This is a genomic window from Bacillus sp. (in: firmicutes), assembly GCA_012842745.1.
Classification (GTDB): Bacteria; Bacillota; Bacilli; order Bacillales; family Bacillaceae_J; genus Schinkia.
Map to the genome: position 1 here is coordinate 142,269 of DUSF01000049.1, position 18,017 is coordinate 160,285.

15 protein-coding genes are annotated in these 18,017 nt (G+C 38.5%); 2 read left to right on the plus strand and 13 right to left on the minus strand.

The features are described 5' to 3' along the window. Position 1: 1 nt before the first annotated feature. The 13 genes from GX497_13440 to GX497_13500 form a co-directional block, all read right to left on the minus strand. Positions 2-409 (minus strand): nucleotidyltransferase, encoded by a 408-nt coding sequence (locus GX497_13440; protein HHY74197.1) that lies wholly within the window; start codon positions 407-409, stop codon positions 2-4. Continuing rightward, entirely contained in the window at positions 369-695 is a 327-nt protein-coding gene (locus tag GX497_13445) for a nucleotidyltransferase domain-containing protein (GenBank protein HHY74198.1), read from the minus strand. Before GX497_13445 ends, GX497_13440 begins: the two co-directional genes overlap by 41 nt. Positions 696-756: 61 nt before the next feature. Then, a complete protein-coding gene (locus tag GX497_13450; protein HHY74199.1) occupies positions 757-2,259 on the minus strand; it encodes a DEAD/DEAH box helicase in 1,503 nt (500 codons plus the stop codon). An 87-nt stretch (positions 2,260-2,346) separates the two neighbouring features. After that, complete coding sequence (locus GX497_13455; GenBank protein ID HHY74200.1) at positions 2,347-3,201, minus strand: DegV family protein; 855 nt, start codon at positions 3,199-3,201, stop codon at positions 2,347-2,349. A 32-nt stretch (positions 3,202-3,233) separates the two neighbouring features. Next, entirely contained in the window at positions 3,234-3,671 is a 438-nt protein-coding gene (locus tag GX497_13460; protein ID HHY74201.1) for a YaaR family protein, read from the minus strand. A gap of 184 nt (positions 3,672-3,855) precedes the next feature. Beyond that, positions 3,856-4,215 (minus strand): hypothetical protein, encoded by a 360-nt coding sequence (locus GX497_13465; GenBank protein HHY74202.1) that lies wholly within the window; start codon positions 4,213-4,215, stop codon positions 3,856-3,858. Between the two features lie 161 nt (positions 4,216-4,376). Beyond that, a complete protein-coding gene (locus GX497_13470; GenBank protein ID HHY74203.1) occupies positions 4,377-5,894 on the minus strand; it encodes a flagellin in 1,518 nt (505 codons plus the stop codon). Positions 5,895-5,929: 35 nt separating this feature from the next. Continuing rightward, the gene (gene fliS / locus GX497_13475; GenBank protein ID HHY74204.1) at positions 5,930-6,358 is read right to left on the minus strand and encodes a flagellar export chaperone FliS; all 429 of its coding nucleotides are present in this window, start codon (positions 6,356-6,358) and stop codon (positions 5,930-5,932) included. A gap of 58 nt (positions 6,359-6,416) precedes the next feature. Then, the gene (locus GX497_13480; GenBank protein ID HHY74205.1) at positions 6,417-6,728 is read right to left on the minus strand and encodes an EscU/YscU/HrcU family type III secretion system export apparatus switch protein; all 312 of its coding nucleotides are present in this window, start codon (positions 6,726-6,728) and stop codon (positions 6,417-6,419) included. Next, on the minus strand, positions 6,725-12,586 hold the full coding sequence (locus GX497_13485; protein HHY74206.1) for a hypothetical protein: 5,862 nt from the start codon (positions 12,584-12,586) through the stop codon (positions 6,725-6,727). The genes GX497_13480 and GX497_13485 overlap by 4 nt, the downstream gene beginning before the upstream one ends. 120 nt (positions 12,587-12,706) lie before the next feature. Then, positions 12,707-13,690, minus strand: coding sequence for an NERD domain-containing protein (locus GX497_13490; GenBank protein HHY74207.1), 984 nt, complete (start codon positions 13,688-13,690; stop codon positions 12,707-12,709). Positions 13,691-14,053: 363 nt separating this feature from the next. Continuing rightward, the gene (locus GX497_13495; GenBank protein HHY74208.1) at positions 14,054-14,746 is read right to left on the minus strand and encodes a response regulator transcription factor; all 693 of its coding nucleotides are present in this window, start codon (positions 14,744-14,746) and stop codon (positions 14,054-14,056) included. Positions 14,747-14,919: 173 nt separating this feature from the next. Next, positions 14,920-16,071, minus strand: a complete 1,152-nt coding sequence (locus GX497_13500) for a histidine kinase (GenBank protein ID HHY74209.1) — start codon at positions 16,069-16,071, stop codon at positions 14,920-14,922. 190 nt (positions 16,072-16,261) lie between these two features. On the opposite strand from GX497_13500, the gene GX497_13505 reads away from it, so the two are divergent. Together GX497_13505 and GX497_13510 are read left to right on the plus strand one after the other, a co-directional pair. Beyond that, positions 16,262-16,897, plus strand: a complete 636-nt coding sequence (locus GX497_13505) for a YigZ family protein (GenBank protein ID HHY74210.1) — start codon at positions 16,262-16,264, stop codon at positions 16,895-16,897. 88 nt (positions 16,898-16,985) lie between these two features. Further along, on the plus strand, positions 16,986-17,999 hold the full coding sequence (locus GX497_13510; GenBank protein HHY74211.1) for a LytR family transcriptional regulator: 1,014 nt from the start codon (positions 16,986-16,988) through the stop codon (positions 17,997-17,999). Positions 18,000-18,017 lie beyond the last annotated feature (18 nt).

Here is an 18,017-nt window from a genome sequence, read left to right on the forward strand (position 1 = left end):
ATTAGTTCCCCTCCTCATCGTTTATTTTTTGTTGGAGAAACAAATATGTCTCCTTCATAATTGGATAATATTGTTTGATATTTTTATAAATACGTTCAGCCAGCTTCTCATCATATACATGTGATGTTGAATTTCGATCTTTCAACATTTTTAGCCATATTTCTTCGTTATGTATCCAGTTCGCCTTATAGGCTTCTTTTAGGGTAGACCTAGGTGTAGTTGCTTCAACTCCATCTTCCTCTAAAAATCTTTTTAATGTCTTCCAAAAAAGTTCTATCGTAAATTCAAAGCGCTGTATCGTTCCATCAATTAATAATTTATCAGTCGTCTCTCTTTGCACCGCATCTTCTAAGCGGTCTAGTGCATTTTTAAGATTGCTCATGCTTTGTTTCAGTTTTGGCATTGTCATAAAGCACACATCCTTCTCTTTTTATATTAGTTTTTAGTTCATCTGAGGCTTCAGTAAGCCAAACAACATCAATGGATAATAGAGTATCTAATTCTTCTTGTAGTTGAAAATAAAGGTCTAGCCAGTCGCTTTCTACAATTTTTTCAGCTTCGATAGCAAGATCAATATCCGATCGTTCTAATGCGTCACCTCTTGCCCGGGAGCCAAATAAAATGACTTTTTCTACGCCTTCATAGTTTTGCGCGATTTTTATGATTTGATTTTTTATTTTTTCATCGAGTTGCAAACCTGTCACCCCAAGTACTGTTTGCTCTTATTGTACAAGGAATCAGAAATAACTTCAAAATTTAATCTAGTAGACCGACCGTCTTTCCCTCTTTATTCATTTTTAAAATTTGCGCACGGGCGGCGACGATTGCTTTTGTTTTTCCATGATGATAAAAAATAACATCACCTGTTGGATATTTCGGGCTGCGTCCGACCCGTCCCGCAATTTGTACAAGGGCACTTTCTGTAAAAATTGAATCCTCTGCGCCAAGGACAGCAACATCAGTATTAGGGATTGTTACGCCGCGTTCAAGGATAGTCGTTGTCACAAGGAGCGGTATTGTTCCATCACGGAAGGCTTGGACTTTTTCCTTTCGTTTTGGGTCTTCGGAGTGGACACCTTCAATACTGGGGTGAAGCTTTTTTAGTATGGACACAACTTCGTATAATGTCTCAATATGTGGAACGAATAGGAAGGCTTGTTTTTTTGTTTGTAGATGTGTTGTGACCCATGCTTGAATATTCGTGGGGATGGCTTTGTTTTTCTTCAGCCGCTTTTTCCAATCACCACACCATTTGAACACTGGAACAGGAAGTGGATGGCGATGATATCTTGCCGGAATCGTTACTGTATTGATTAGGCCTCTTTTTGATTTTTGTTTAAACTCTTCGTCCGGTGTAGCGGTTAAATAGATCATGGCTGCCATTTCTTTTTTTGCCTGTTGGACTGCATATTGAAGTGATTTATCGGCTGAATAGGGAAAAGCATCAACTTCATCGATAATAATGACATCGAAATTTTTGTAGTATCTAAGCAGTTGATGGGTGGTGGAAATAGTAAGTTGGGCTGACTTACGGCGGTCTTCACTGCCGCCATATAAAGAGATTATAGTTGTGTTCGGAAAGACTTGTTTCAGTCGTGGCGTCAGTTCGAGAACGACGTCGGTTCGTGGTGTTGTTACACAAACTTGTTTTCGTTGTTGGAGAGCTGTTTGAATACCTTGAAAAAGCACTTCTGTTTTGCCAGATCCGCAAACTGCCCAGACTAATAAATCTTTATTGTTTCCGATTGCTTCGACTACTTTATTTGAGGCTTTTTGCTGTCCGGGAGAAAGTTGGCCTGACCAGTTTAAAATAGCTTGGTTTGGAGTCGAAAGCTTGGATGGACCTGTCCAAGTTATGAGCGGTGTGCACTGGCTAACTCGTCCCATCATAATACAATTCCGGCAGTATGTGCACGATTTTTCTTGACAACGGGCACAGTTGAATTCTGCGAATAAAAATTGGCTTTGATTGCCACAACGTTGACATTCCAACACGTTATTTTGTTTTTTTATAATGCCATAGTTGTATTGAATATAGCCGTTGAGATAATGTTCATGAATTTCTGTTAACGGAAATGGAATTTCGTCTAGGAGAAGTTTTTTGCCTTGTAGATGTTGTTGAAGGTCGTGAGAGAAATGGAATTCATTATTTAATTTTTGCGGCAATAAATCTAAAATTTTGTATATTGGTTGAAGGTTGGGATGTGAATGGCTTGCGGGATTGTTTTGTACTAGATTACTAACTAATTTTTCTGGCATTAATACTGTTCCTTTGTTGTACGTTTGGCTTGTGAATCTCATTTTTCGGCACCTCTCTGCTATTCAGCACCAACAGCATGATCACTGTTAGCGCCTATTTTTATACCAGCCTAATCCAAGTGCACCTTCACCTAAATGTGTACCGATTACCGCACCAAAGTAACTTATATCAATTTCTACGTTATGGTATTTTGCTTGAATTTGTTTTTTTAGTTCCTCTGCTATTTCAAGACGATTGGCGTGGATTAACGAGGCTTGAATTGGTACTCCAGTTTTTGCATCTTCGTCAAACAATTCTACTATTCGTTTGATTGCTTTTTTATGTGTGCGTATTTTTTCGAAGGGAACGATTTGTTTATTTTCAAAATGCAATAACGGCTTGACTTGAAGCAGGCTACCTATCAATGCTTGTGCTCCATTTAGCCGGCCTCCACGCTGTAAATGTATTAAATCATCCACCATGAAATAAGCGCGCATTGATTTTTTCATCTCGTTAAGGCGCTCTATTATTTCTTCAGGGTTTTTACCTTGTAGTGCCATTTCAGCTGCTTCTATTGCGTAAAATCCTTGTGGCATACAGCTAATTTCTGAATCAAAAGAATGGATTTCAATCCCATCTACCATTTCACCAGCTGTTAAAGCGGCTTGATATGTTCCGCTAATTCCGCTTGATAAATGAATGGAAATAACTGCTTCATAGCCTTGAACTTTTAATTTTTTAAACGTTTCTTCAAATAAACCAATGGCTGGTTGAGAGGTTTTCGGTAGCTCTGGCGCATGCTTTACCTTTTCATAAAAATGATTTGCAGTCATTTCTAGTTCTTCTTTGTACGACTCCGCTGTTCCGAAAATAACGTTTAAAGGACACATTTCAATCTGTAATTGTTCCCGCAGCTTTTCAGGGATGTAGGCCGTACTATCTGTCACAATTGCAGTTTTCATATTGAATACCTTCCTTTGTCGAAAGTACTAGTTTATGTGTAAATATTAATTAATAGTCCTTTGATTTCCCCAACCATATTTAAAATATCAAGGCTCTTTTTTTCCTTGTCTAAAACAGCGTTTGTCAAATCAATTAATTTTTTATCGACTTCTTTCACGATTTTATAGATTTTTGTACGGCCCCGGCGGTTGAAGCCACGGCGTTCCTCAAGCTGGAGACCATTTTGGACGGCTTCGTCTAAAAACTCCTTGACCATTTTTTTATATTTTCTTAGCTCATCAATCGTTCTTGATTCCGCCAAAACTTTTCCTTGGTCTTCGATGTCTTGAACAAGCTTTGTTAATTTTTCATAGACCATTTCCTGACGGTTTTTCCCCATTACTTCTTGGAATGAAATACTTTCAGTTGGCCCGCTTTTTTTTGATTGTATGTTATTTAGGCTGGTTTTCCCTACCTTTTGTACATCCATTTTATTTTCCCGCCTTTACGGATTACTATTTGTTATGGAATTTAAATACAGTGATTTTATTATAGCATATTACTCGCTTATATTTATAGAAGTGATAAAATGATGGCTATTAGGATGATTTAAATGATGAGTAAAAATTTGCGGGAGATTAATCTCCTTCTTCAGATAAAGAGATTGAATTGGATTAGCTGTTTGCAGCTCCCTTTATAACTCTGATTTCAACATCATGTGTTTCAACCTTTTTCTCAATTCTATCTACCTTTTCTTCAAGAGAGACTAACTTTTCATACGTTTGTTTGTATCCATCAAATAACACCTTATGGTTTGTTTCTACTTTATTTTCAAGTAATATTAACCTTTGCTCAAGGCCATCTACTCTTTGCTCAAGTCTGTCTACTTTTTGTTCAAGTCTATCTACTTTTTCCTCAAGTCTGTCTACTTTTTGTTCAACCTTAAACAAATCTTGTTTTGTTGCCATGTTAGATTTCATTTCTTGCATTTCAACATACATTTTTTCTAATAAATTAAAAACCTTGTCATCCATATATAATCACATCTCCTTTTTTTCATTTGGATTTATTATAGCATTTATACCTCATTTTTTGGGCTATTATTTTTGATTGAATGAAAATTATTATATTCTAGTTTCCTCGCTGTTCAAAAAAACTGGGACAAGGTGTCCCCTTGTCCCAGTTGATTCTATTATTAACCTTGTAGCAATTGAAGCACGCCTTGCGGCAATTGGTTTGCTTGTGCAAGCATTGCTTGTGCTGATTGGTTGAGAATGTTGTTCTTTGTGAATTCTGTCATTTCTAATGCCATATCAGCGTCACGGATGCGTGATTCTGAAGCTGATAGGTTTTCATGTGTTACTTGTAAGTTGTTAATTGTATGCTCTAGGCGGTTTTGTGTTGCTCCGAGCTTTGAACGTGTTGCTGAAATTTGATTAATTGCTTGGTCAAATTTAAAAATTGCTTGGTTTGCATCAAAATGCGATAGAACACTTATCTTATCAATACCAAGCTTTACAGTGCTTAATTCAGGTACGTCAATCATTACATTTTGGTTAGTATTGGCACCGATTTGGAATGCTAATGCCTTGTTTGTTAAATCAAAATCAGATTTTCCATCCTTAATATTTGTGCCAAATGTTAATTCAAGTCCTCCATGTTTGATTACACCGTTTGAAGTTGTTAATTCCTTCTCAAATGTTATTGGGATTCCTTTTGCATTTCCACCACTCGCGATTTGTCCATCGGCACCTAATGGATACTTTTCAACAGAAACTTTTATCTTCGTTTCTAATTGCACTTTTGCCTTTCCAGCAGCTGTTATTTGTGAGAAATCAATCATTAATTGTTTGCCATCTACTGTACCTACTTTTTGAATTGGGCCACCAGTATTACTACTAGCACTATCACCAATTAGACCTGCTAAACTACCAATCGAGAATCCGTCTGGATCGAATACTTCGATTGTTGCATTTTTACTAACTACCGTGGATCCTGATAAGGTTTCATCATATTTCGTAACAACGATTGTATATTCTCCTAACTTAAGATCCCTACCAATGGCTTTATCCCCAGCTAACTGAGAGCCCGAACTAGCAATTACATTCGCAGAACTTACCCCAGCACCTGGCTGATTTAATGATTTAACATATGAACCAGATGATGTAGCTCCATTAACTTTAATTGCATATTTACCTGTTACCATGCTAGGGTCAGATACAATTGGAACTCCAACAATTCCTATTTGATTTCCACTTCCCCCGTTGCCTTTGAAGTATTGCGTATCCACCGCACTTGACCCATCTAATAGTTTACGAGTATTAAACTCCGTTTTTGATGCGATACTATCAATTTCTAGTAGTAATTGATCAATTTCCTTTTGTACAGCTTCGCGGTCAAATGTTGTATTTGTATCGTTGGCTGCTTGAACTGCTAGTTCACGCATACGTTGAAGCATCGCGTGTACTTCTGTCATTGCACCCTCTGCTGTTTGCATTAGTGATACGCCGTCTAGTGAGTTGCGTTCTGCTTGTTTTAGACCGCGGATTTGCGAGCGCATTTTTTCAGAGATTGCTAGACCTGCTGCATCATCTGCGGCACGGTTGATGCGTAAGCCTGATGATAGTTTTTCTAAGTTTTTCGAAGTTTGGAATTGGTTTTTGTAAAGGTTACGGTAAGCATTTAATGCTTGAATATTATGGTTAATTTGCATGCTATTTTTCTCCTTTATTATCTTTTTTTAGGGAATTAGTTATCTTCCATTAAGATACTTTTTTCATATGCCATTGCTTTTTGTCTCACTACTGTTGAAGATGAAGATGGCTTGTTCTTCATTGCCTCGTTCCATGTTATTACAATTGGTTCTAATGCTTTTATGACTTCTTCAATAAGCTTTGTATCTTTTTTATAGTTTGCCTCAATTACTTTGTCTGCCATGTAATTATATAAGGCATCTAGCTGGTCGGCGATAATCCCCGCTTCGTAATTTAGACCTGCACCCAAGCGGTGTAATATATCATTTGCTTTTTGAAGCTTCTTGTTGGCGACGACAAAGTCTTTGTTGTTTATATCATCAATCGCTTCTTCTAAATTTGTGAGACATGCTTCATATAGAAGTGCTGTAATTTCTTGAGGTGATTTTTTAAATAGTGCATCTTCTGTTAGTATGCCGGTCACGTATTGTGCACCTCCGTTTTGTTATCTGCTCTTTTTATCGGCATGAAAATTGTAGAGTTTAATAGTTTGTTGAATAGTTTTTTTCCATTTCTTCGATAAGCAACAATATTTCCGCCATTACTTGATAGAGTTGTGGGGGGATGTTATCCCCCAAATCCATGTCTAGTAAATTTTCTACTAACTTTGAATCCTCTTGCATATGGATGTTATTTTTTTTGGCGACTTCGATAATTTGCCGGGCCACATCTCCTTTACCATGGGCAACAACGACTGGCGCTTTGCCTGAACCCTCATCATATTTAATGACGGCTGCTGATGGGCCGTTAATCTCTTTACGTCTTTTTTGATTGTAGTATCTTGAAACAATCATATTTTAAAGTCCATTCCTTTCTCCGTAAAGACTGGTCTCATTTGCATTTGTTGTTCTTCTTTGTTTGTTTTTTCTTGCTGACCGCTTGCTTGTTGGCTATTAATCGGTGTCATTCTCGTAAAATTAATGTTGCCCACGTTGTAGCCGATTTCTTGCAATTTTTCCTTTGTAAAGGCCGCAATTGGCTCCATTTTTTGTTTAAAGCCTGTTTTGTCATTTTTTATTGTAATTGATAGACTACGCTCTGTTGATGAAAGCATGATGCCAACATCGCCAAGTTTTTTTGTTTCAATTAAAAAATATAGGTTGCAGTTTTCCCAATCCACTTGTTGTCCTTCCTTTTTGGAATTGACGAACACTTGTAGATTTTGTGGTTTTTCTCCTAATAATAGTGGCAAGTTGAAAAACATGCTCTGTAATGTGTTGCCTGAATCTGATTTGCTTAAAAGCTGTTGCCCAGTCAAGTTGTTAAGGGCTTGTTCTGCCTGTTGGGCGATTTTTGTTGATGCTTCATCCCCACCAGTTTGAGCAAGCTTCATTAAAACTGCTTTTAAGTTTTGCTGTTGTTCGTGGTTTTGTTGTTGCTCTTGGGCCCCATGACCATGATTGAATTGCGAATTTCCGCCTTTTTGAAACACTAAAGATTTCGCGAGATCACTATCATGATTCAAGCCAAGTGAGCGCACTGTTTCATACATTTGACGGGCAGATGGTTCTTGTCTTACATATGAACGTGCTGTTTCGTCAAATTGGTTTAACATCTGTCGCTGCGCTGATTTTGGTTCTACATTCATGCTTTCCTTTGAAACATAATGCATTACTTTTTGATCGGATGGCTTGAAATTAATTTTGTCCATTAGTGCTTTGATGTCATGAACAATTTTTGCTGCTTCAGCATGATTCCCTTTTGCTAACAGCTTTTTAGCATCTGCTAGCTGAGAGCTAGCTTGCATTAGTTGCTTTTCAGTTTTCATATCCGTAAACAGCATCATATCGCTTTTTAAAATAGCATTATCAAGCTTATTAATCGTTGTTTCTAGTATTTGCTTTGCCTGTGGATAGGCATTTTTCTTATACATATTTGCTAGTCGTTCAATTGTATCTAAGTTTCTAGTAATCTCCCGTTTTAGCTCACGGAAGTCATGGGTAGCTTGGGCAAGCTTTTGGGTAACTTTTGTCACTAGAAGGTTTTTCGACTCTAGCGGTAATGTTTGAAATTGCACATTTTGCTCAAATTGTTTGATTAATGCATCTTGATTTGCCCTTTGTTGGTCTGCTGCTTGTAAAGGCTCAGATTCGGTTCTCGCTAGTTCTTGTTCGACTTCAGTTAGTGCGTTTGTGATTTGCTGGCGTGCACCTAGTTCACGGCCTTTTTCTAACAGTTGTGACGAACGGTCGATTGCGTTTTCGACTTTTTCAACCATTTTTAAATCTAGGTTAGGATTGCTTAATATTTCCTGTCTGATTTGGTTTAGTGCTCTTTCAAGGCTTGGCTCTTTTTGAATTTGTTTTAGTGCTTCTTTGATGAGTTCACTTGGGCCTGTCTTGTTTGTTGCTGTTGGTGACTCTTGTTCTATCATATCCGCAAGGATTTTGCTAAGCTGGTCGTTATTTGTTTGTGCTGATTGTGTTGCTTTTGTCTGACTTTGTTGGTCAGACTGAGTTTTAGATAACGATTCGACTTGCTTCGAATTTTGGGCCTCAGTTTCGATTTGGTTTTGTTCGCTTACGCCTTTGTTTTCCATCTGGTTCTGAGTTTGACTTTGATTTTGGGCAAGATTTGGCGCACGTACCTCAGTCTGTTTTATTACATCTTCAACCTGCTCTAAAATTTTGGCAATTCGCTCGCGACCAGCCTGGTCTAGTTGACTAGCTTGGTTTGCGATTTGTTCAATGGGGCGAATCGCTTCCATATCGATATTTTTGTTATTTGCTATTAGATTACGAACTACCTCAACAGCGCGTTGGATGTTTGCTTCTCGTTGGACTGCTTCTTTTATTTGTTTAATAACTTCGCTTGCTGGTTGATTAGTAGCCTCACTTGCTGGTAGTTGCATCTGCTGACCTTGTTCAACTTTTGACTGTTGTACTTGTTGGCCATGCTCGGCTTTTGGTATTTGCTGCTGTGCTTCAATCTGCCTTAAATCTCTTTCGGCTTGATCTATTGCCCGAATTAAATGGTCTCGACTCATGCCTTCTCTACCGATTTGCTGTAATTGGCGTGCCTCGGTTACCGCTTTTTCTACTCTCTCCGCTACCTCTCGATTTACTTTTGGATTGTTGACTACTTGTTCACGGACTTTGTCAATCACTTTTTGTAAATCAGCTTCTCGTTGGATTTCTTCTTTTACCTGTTTCACCGTTTCGCTCGCTGATTGGTCAGTTGTGCGAACAGCTTGTTGCGTTTGATTTAGTTGTTCCGCTTTACTTTGTTGTTCTGTTGGTCGGCGGTCTTGTTGTGGTTGCATTTGTTGCTCCACTTTTGGTTGTTGTAGCTGTTGACCTTGTTCAGCTTTTGGCTGTTGTTGTGTTGCTTGACCTTGCTCGTTTTTTGTTATTTGCTGTTGCCGTGCCTCGACTTGCTTTAGTTCTTGTTCTGCTTGCTCCAATGCTTGCGTTAAACGCTCACGACCCATTGGTTCTCGGCCATCTTGTTGCAACTGACGGGCTTCCGTTAATGCTTTATCGATTTTCTCCGCTACCTCTTGATTTACTTTCGGGTTGTTGACCACTTGGTCACGGACTTTGTCAATCACTTTTTGTAAATCAGCTTCTCGTTGAATTTCTTCTTTTACTTGTTTCACCGTTTCGCTCGCTGATTGGTCAGTTGTGCGAACAGCTTGTTGCGTTTGATTTGGTTGTTCCGCTTTACTTTGTTGTTCTGTTGGTCGGCGGTCCGGTTGTGGTTGCGGTTGTTGCTCCACTTGTGGTTGTTGCAGCTGTTGGCCTTGTTCAGCTTTTGGCTGTTGTTGTGTTGCTTGACCTTGCTCATTTTTTGTTATTTGCTGTTGCCGTGCCTCGACTTGCTTTAATTCTTGCTCTGCTTGCTCCAATGCTTGCGTTAAACGCTCACGACCCATTGGTTCTCGGCCAACTTGTTGCAACTGACGGGCTTCCGTTAATGCTTTATCGATTTTCTCCGCTATCTCTTGATTTACTTTCGGATTGTTAACCACTTGGTCACGGACTTTGTCAATCACTTTTTGTAAATTCGCTTCTCGTTGGATTTCTTCTTTTACTTGTTTCACCGTTTCGCTCGCTGGCTGCTCCGTTGCTTGGCGACCTTGCTGTTGTTGCGATTGCGGTTGCTGATTTAATTTTAGGTCTTTTACTTGTGTATCCTGCTGCTGTTGATTTTGCTCTGCTTTTGGCTGCGATGCTTGTTGTTGGCGTACCTCAATTTGCTTTAATTCTTGCTCTGCTTGCTCCAATGCTTGCGTTAAACGCTCGCGGCCCATTGTTTCTCGGCCAACTTGTTGCAACTGACGGGCTTCCGTTAATGCTTTATCGATTTTCTCCGCTACCTCTTGATTTACTTTCGGGTTGTTGACCACTTGTTCACGGACTTTGTCAATCACTTTTTGTAAATTCACTTCTCGTTGGATTTCTTCTTTTACTTGTTTCGCCGTTTCGCTCGCCGGCTGCCCCGTTGTTTGGCGACCTTGCTGTTGTTGCGATTGCGGTTGCTGATTTAATTTTAGGTCTTTTACTTGTGTATCCTGCTGCTGTTGATTTTGCTCGGCTTTTGGCTGTGATGCTTGTTGTTGGCGTACCTCAATTTGCTTTAATTCTTGCTCTGCTTGCTTCAATGCTTGCGTTAAACGCTCGCGGCCCATTGTTTCTCGGCCAACTTGTTGCAACTGACGGGCTTCCGTTAATGCTTTATCAATTTTCTCCGCTACCTCTTGATTTACTTTCGGGTTGTTGACCACTTGTTCACGAACTTTTTCAATTGCACGATCCAAATTGGCTTCACGTTGAACTTCTTCTTTTATTTGTTTTACTGTTTCACTTGCTGGTTGGTCGGTTATGCGACTCGCTTGTTGCTGCTGATTTTGTTGCTCCACTTTACCTGGTTGTTGTTCTACTGGTCGGCGTTCCGGCTGTGATTGTGTTTGTTGCTCTACTTTTAGCTGTTGTTGTCCTTGTTCAGCTTTTGACTGTTGACTTTGCTCAACCTTTGGTTGTTGTTGTTGACGAGCCTCGACTTGCTTTAGGTCCTGTTCTGCTTGGTCTAATGCCCGTGCTAAATAATCACGGCCCATACTGTCTTGGCCAATTCGGTGGAGCTGGCGTACAACATTAACTGCTTTTTCAATCTCCTCTGCTACCGCACGGTCTACTTTTGGATTATTGACAACTTGGACGCGAACTTTTTCGATTGCACGCTCCAAATTGGCTTCACGTTGAACTTCCTCTTTTATTTGTTTTACTGTTTCACTTGCTGGTTGGTCGGTTATGCGACTCGCTTGTTGCTGCTGTTGATCTTTCCCTTTTGTTTCAATAGTAGCTAGTTCACTTTCAACAGTATTTAAAGCATTTACTAACGTTTCTTTTCCCACTGTAATGCGTCCTTGCTGTTGCAAGCGACCTGCTTCTTCTACTGCTTGTTTCACTTTTTCAATGACCTCAGCCGGAATTTTTGGATTATCAATGATTTGGCTTTTAACCATTTCTAGCGCACGTTGTAAATTCGGTGTTTTACTTACTTCCTCTTTTATAATTTGGACAATTTCTCTTGGTGTTGCTTCACGTAAAGAAGCTCCATCTACACCTCTATTTTGATTTGCGGTTACCTTCGTATTTTCTTGGCTTTGCTGTTCTTTTTTTACCAATTGCTCTTCCGCATTTTTTAAAGCTTGAATAAGCCGATCTTTTCCAATCGCTTGTAGCTTCTCTGCTTCGGAAGCTGCTTTTTCGACTTTTTGAGCTAATTCTCGGTCGATTGAAGGATTTTTAACGATTTCAGCGCGAACCTTTTCGACAGCTTCTTTTAAATCCGAGGCTTTTTCAACAAATTCCCGATTTTTTTGCAAAAGCTCAGTGAGCTGCTTCGTAGCTGGTGCCGTTTCTGTACTTTGCTTTTCAGCTTTAATTGTTTCAGTAGTTGTTGATGTTACAGATTTCCCATCCGTCCTTGACGTCCGCGGCATACTGTCGGCAACTTCTTGTTTGCTCGTTGTCTGCTCATTTGCCAAATTACGTTGAGCTGGGCGCGTCTCTACCTCTTTTTGCTCATTTTTTACAATGTCAAATTCAGGGTCAATTTCTTTCGCTAAGCCTGTTAAAACCTCGTTCAATGGCTTGCCATGAAGCGCTTCATGAATCGGACGCAAATGTGATTGGGTTACCTCTAATCCTTTATTCACTAAAGCTTTTACCGTATCCATTTTGGCGGCAGGGCTTCCCTCTGCTTTTTCAAAAAAATTACGTAGCTCTTGGACAATTTCTTTCGTTACAGGTGTACCTTTATCCAATAAAATTTGTACGCTTTGTTTTAGTTCAGGTATATCCTTTGCAGTAATTCCAACGCTTTGAAGCGCTTTGGCATCATTGGCAAGTGCCTGTGGCTGTGGTGCCTGCGCTTGTGCCGTAGTTGGCTTCTGGGCATCAGTTGCAATCGTTTTTACAAGGACAGACTGGTCCTTTTGACCGTTTACTTGCACGGTCACTCTATCCTCTTTTGGCACCTGCCCTTCAAATGTTGCTTTTATCTCTTTGCCGCGAATTTGAATAATCGCTTCGGTATCTGATACTCGTTCTTTGATTTGTGCGTTATAGGATTCCCCTTGTTTTAACTCAAGCGGGCGTTCTGTTGTTGATAACTGATTTGTAGAAAACTGATTATAAATCTGCATATTTCTCCACTCCCGTACGATATGCTTGTAGTTTATATATCGGATGAAATCGGCTGTTATTAATGGAGATTTATTACCAAATAGCAGTTTCCGTAGAATTGCGTGGAATTATCAGTAGGTTCAGTCTAAATCTATTGATGGCAGATAATATTTTCGTCCCTTTTTATCACCAGTATATTTGAGATTCATCGAATGAAGAAGATGGTAGGTTATTGCATCTGAGGGTAACTGTAAAAAGTCCTTGATTTGACAATTGCTAGTTAATGACCCGTATAAAAGAACATAGTCTTCTATCGTTTTAAGGTGAGATGATTTGGAGGTAAAAGAACAGTTGTGGCAATTCCATTTACCACGATGATATTTCATAGGAAGCGCAAGGCAATTTTCACAATAGACACCTGCCACAATATCTGAATAATCAATATTATATAGAGGAAATAAATTAGGCTTCTCAGGGGTATGCTGTTTTATTAATTGATTGGAAATTTTGTTCATTTCCTTTATCGTTATTAATTCTTTACTATACTTTTCCTTAAAATAGAAAACTTTTTCGAGAAGTTTAGTACTTCGAACAATGCTATGCAAGTAATCTTTTTTGCTACTAATTATCTTTAAAATTGTACTTTGATTCGTTAGAACGACAATTGATTCAACTGGCATAATCGGCAGTTTTTTCTGTTTTAACCACTCTGTGAATTGAAATTGTTGGTGCTTAACTTGGAGGACGGGATCTTGAATTGCTTTTTCTATTCCTGTTGTAGAGTTTGTCCAAATAACTTGGTCAAAAGCGGGATCTAGTGTAAGGGTACCTGAAATATTTTTTACTTCAATAATTAGATAAAACGAGGTTGCAATGAGTAAAACATCAATCTGAAAGTAGCTTCCTTCTACATTTGCGAGCCTAAGATTATGAAGAATATAGTAATCTTGATTTGGTAAAAACTTAAAAAAATAGTCCAGTGATTGTTCACCTTTGAAGCCTGCTAACCGTTTGGCTAGATCCTCTTGAATCATTTGCCGTTTTATGTGGCTAGCTGGTAACCTGCAATGAATAACTTGAAGATTTTTAATTCTGTGGGTCATTTTAATTTCTTTTTTTATCAAACTCATGGCCTCCTTTTTGATTTTATACTAGTTTACTACTTTGCAATCCCGTTTTCCTGCCTCTTTTGTGAACTTTTACGTAAATATTAGTGTTCATCAAAGATTTCACAACTGTATCTTGCTCCAGGATATGGGTAAATCGAATGTGCAGCACATAGAATTTATGTCTTATCCACAAAAATTAGGTTGTATCCACAAAAAAACGGATTATATCCGCGGAAATCAGGTTATATCCACGGAATTTGAGATATATCCACGAAACCGACGTTATATCCACGAAAACCTCCGCTCTAATTATAAAAGCTCTTCTCCTCACATCGGAAAAGAGCTTAACTAACGTGGAAAAGCAGCGCAAGCTTACTCCTACCCCACCTGCACCCAACCTTTTTTTATTGCTACAACTACAGCTTGGGTGCGGTCGTTTACGTCCATTTTTTGTAAAATATTGCTCACATGATTTTTGACTGTTTTTTCGCTGATATATAAAGCTTCCCCGATACTGCGGTTGCTCCTGCCATCGGCAAGCATTTGCAAAACTTCACATTCACGGCGTGTTAAAATATGTAACGGTTTACGGCATTCGGCAACCTTGTCTCTACCGATCGTTTGTCCTTCACCTCCCTCTACTAAACGGCGATACTCATTCACTAAATTGTGGGTCACTTTTGGATGCAAGTAGGAGCCGCCATCTGCGACTACTTTTACAGCCTCGACGAGAGCGTCTGCATCCATTTCTTTCAACAAATAACCTTGTGCACCTGTTTTAAGAGCATGCATTACATAACTTTCGTCGTCATGAATTGATAGGATTAATACTTTTACATCTGGAAATTTCTTTACTAATCTTGCTGTTGCTTCAACACCGTTTATATGCGGCATATTAATATCCATGACTACAACATCTGGGTGGTGCTCTTCAACAAGCGTAACTGCCTCTTCACCGTCATCACCTTCTGCCACCACTTCAAAATCTTCTTCGAAGTCCAAAATCCGTTTTACACCTTCACGAAACAACTGGTGATCATCAATAATTACAATCGAAGTATTGCCATTCACGTAATATTCCTCCCCAAATTTTCAAAGCCGTAGATTCTAGTATATTCGTATATTTTTATTGTTAAGCTGCGCTAATCCATAACATCACCAATAATTCATATACCGGTATACGTGCTGTCAATTCATTCTATAATATAAATTATAAAGTTGCACGTATACATCAAAAATGCAATTTATCCCGCTTCCTCTTCGTTCAGTAGAGGAACATCAATTATAATCATCGTCCCTTTACCAACCGCTGACTCAAAAACAATCTCACCTTTTAGCAACTCGACACGCTCTTTCATCCCCACTATACCAAATGAAAAATCCTTTTTAGCAGCAAGGTCGAAACCGATTCCATTGTCTCTAATAATTAATTTAGTAGCTGTTCTTCTCATTTCAATTTTGACTTGAATGTCAGTTGCTTCAGAATGCTTTAGCGCATTTTGAACAGCTTCTTGGACAAGCCTGAATAAAGCAACCTCTAAACGTGGAGTTAAGCGCTTTTCTTCACCGATTGAGACAAATTTTATCAATTTATTATTATACTCTGCAGTTGTTGACAAATATTTTTTTAACGTTGGGATTAGCCCTAAGTCATCTAGTGCCATCGGCCTTAAATCGTAGATGATTTTACGAACTTCATATAATGCCGAGCGTACCATCATTCTTAAATCTTTAATTTCTTTAAGACCTTCTTCCATACCACGTTCACGTGAAATTCGTTCGATAAGTTCTGAACGCATCATCACATTGGCAAGCATTTGTGCCGGCCCATCATGAATTTCACGCGACAGCCGTTTTCGCTCTTCTTCCTGAGCTTCAATAATCCGTAGCCCAAATTTTTGTTTTTCCTTCGCGTCAATTAATAATTCATTCATTTGCTGAATGTCGCTGCTTAAATAATTCAAGATAACTGAAATTTGACTAACTAGATTTTCAGCACGTTGAACAGTTTGCTCTATTTTTTTTAAACGAAGCTCAAGCTCATTACGGCGGTCAATAAGCATCTTTTCGTTTTGACGATTAAAAGCAAGATTCATCTGTATGCTATGCGCTTTTTCATAAGCGGTACGAACTTCTTTTTCTGAATATTTTTGGAAATTACTACTAACTTCAGCTAGGCGTTGTCTCGCCATTTTTACTTGTGCATGTAAGCGGTCACCTTTATTAATTGTATCGGTTACTTCCAGCTTCGTTTTCAATAGTTCTTTTGTTAAAATCTCAAATTCCTGGCGCGATTGTTCGCTTATTTCAATAACTTCCTTTTTACTATTAGAAACTGTATGAATCATTGTTTCTAAAATACGATCTAATGCTTTTTCATCAAGTTTTACTAACATTTTTACTCCTCCGAAAAAAGCTATCCAAAATGAAAACTCTCTCACTATAAACTATTCGTATGACCATTTAATTTTTTGTGGGTAAAAATAAAAAATAACAAAATTTGAAGCAAAAAGCATGTCCATTTATAATTAAGATGATTTAGTGTCTTTTCGTCGCTGTTAATCCAATGGAAAGGAGGCAAACGACATGCTTTTCCACTATTATACCGTAAAATCGGCTGGGGAACATGAAATTGTCATTGAAAAGTCGAAATTTGTCGCTCAATTTAAACGAGCCACCACTGAAGAAGAAGCACAGGTGTTCATCCAAGAAATAAAAAAAAAGCATTGGAATGCCACCCATAATTGTTCAGCTTATTTGATCGGTGAACATAATCAAATTCAAAAGGCAAACGATGATGGAGAGCCTAGTGGTACAGCCGGTGTACCGATGCTTGAGGTATTAAAAAAGCGTGATTTAAAAGATACTGTTGTTGTTGTGACCCGTTATTTTGGAGGAATTAAGCTTGGCGCTGGCGGACTTATTCGCGCTTACGGAAAAGCTGTGTCTGAAGGACTTAATACAATCGGTGTTGTCGAAAGACGGCTGATGCGGATTATTCATACAAAAATTGATTATACATGGCTTGGGAAAATTGAAAATGAACTGCGTGCTCATCCAAACTATATTTTAAAAGAAATCCATTATTTAGAGAATGTTGACGTTGAAACCTTTGTTGCTGAGGAGATGAAAGAAAGCTTTGTTGCTTGGATGACGGAACTGACCAATGGACAGACGGAGATTTTCGAAGGCGAGGCAGAGTATTTAGAATCTGACGTATAATTATTTTGTTATTTAATAATAGAAACACGGGTACACTAATGTATATCTACACCTTAAAGGATTCAGTTAAAATAAGGGAGTTTATTATATGGCCGGTTTGAAAAAACGGAAATTTACTAAAGTGTTGCTAATCATCCTGATTCCACTGCTAGCAGTATTTATTGGTATGGCTGCTTATGTCTCCTATTTAGCAAGTACTGCTAAGACTGTCGTTGAAGGCTCACAACATAAATTAGACAGCCGTAAATTTGAAGAAAAATCAGAATTACGTTTGCAAAAGGTGGACCCGCGGGTTGATAATATTTCTATTTTATTTTTAGGAATTGATGATAGTAGTGACCATGTTTTTAGTAAAGCAACTAGAACGGATGCAATGATTCTCGCCACTTTTAATAAAAAAGGTAAATCAGTGAAAATGGTAAGCATCCCAAGAGATTCACGGGTAGAGCTAGTTGGTAGAGGCCGAATGGATAAAATTACCCATGCCCATGCATTCGGCGGCCTTGACATGACTGTCAATACAGTTGAGAAATTATTTGAAATACCTGTTGATTATTATGTCCTACTTAATTTCGATGCATTTATTGATATTATTGATGCCTTGGATGGAATCCAAATTGATGTGCCCTTTGATATTATCGAACAAAACAGCCACCGTGAAAAAAACAAAATTAAAATAAAAAAAGGCTTACAAACTTTGAACGGAGAGCAGGCCCTTGCCTATGCAAGGACGCGAAAATATGACGGTGATGTTGAGCGTGGACAAAGACAACAAGAAATATTAAACGCAATTATAAATCGAGGATTATCAATCAGGTCTGTGACAAAATATGGAGATGTTATTGAAAGTATTGGGGATAATTTAACAACGAATATGTCATTTGACGAAATGCTTGCCTTTCATGATTATGCTTATGCTGGTAAACATATTGATGTTGAGATGTTGACATTAAAGGGAAAGCCGTCACGAATAGAAGGACTTTATTATTATTTGCTTGATGAAACGAATTTGCAGGAAGTAAAAACAAAATTAAAGCAGCACTTGGAATGGGATGGAACAGAAAAGGCAGATGAAAATGAGGAAGGTAAGACTAATTTATAAATGAAATGTATAACGTTA

Bases quoted from the DNA above. Each gene is read 5' to 3' on its own strand.
- GX497_13455 (HHY74200.1), bottom strand. From the start codon at position 3,201: ATGAAAACTGCAATTGTGACAGATAGTACGGCCTACATCCCTGAAAAG.
- GX497_13500 (HHY74209.1), bottom strand. From the start codon at position 16,071: ATGTTAGTAAAACTTGATGAAAAAGCATTAGATCGTATTTTAGAAACA.
- GX497_13510 (HHY74211.1), top strand. From the start codon at position 16,986: ATGGCCGGTTTGAAAAAACGGAAATTTACTAAAGTGTTGCTAATCATC.
- GX497_13470 (HHY74203.1), bottom strand. From the start codon at position 5,894: ATGCAAATTAACCATAATATTCAAGCATTAAATGCTTACCGTAACCTT.
- GX497_13485 (HHY74206.1), bottom strand. From the start codon at position 12,586: ATGCAGATTTATAATCAGTTTTCTACAAATCAGTTATCAACAACAGAA.
- GX497_13465 (HHY74202.1), bottom strand. From the start codon at position 4,215: ATGGATGACAAGGTTTTTAATTTATTAGAAAAAATGTATGTTGAAATG.
- GX497_13460 (HHY74201.1), bottom strand. From the start codon at position 3,671: ATGGATGTACAAAAGGTAGGGAAAACCAGCCTAAATAACATACAATCA.
- GX497_13480 (HHY74205.1), bottom strand. From the start codon at position 6,728: ATGATTGTTTCAAGATACTACAATCAAAAAAGACGTAAAGAGATTAAC.
- GX497_13505 (HHY74210.1), top strand. From the start codon at position 16,262: ATGCTTTTCCACTATTATACCGTAAAATCGGCTGGGGAACATGAAATT.
- GX497_13440 (HHY74197.1), bottom strand. From the start codon at position 409: ATGACAATGCCAAAACTGAAACAAAGCATGAGCAATCTTAAAAATGCA.
- GX497_13450 (HHY74199.1), bottom strand. From the start codon at position 2,259: ATGCCAGAAAAATTAGTTAGTAATCTAGTACAAAACAATCCCGCAAGC.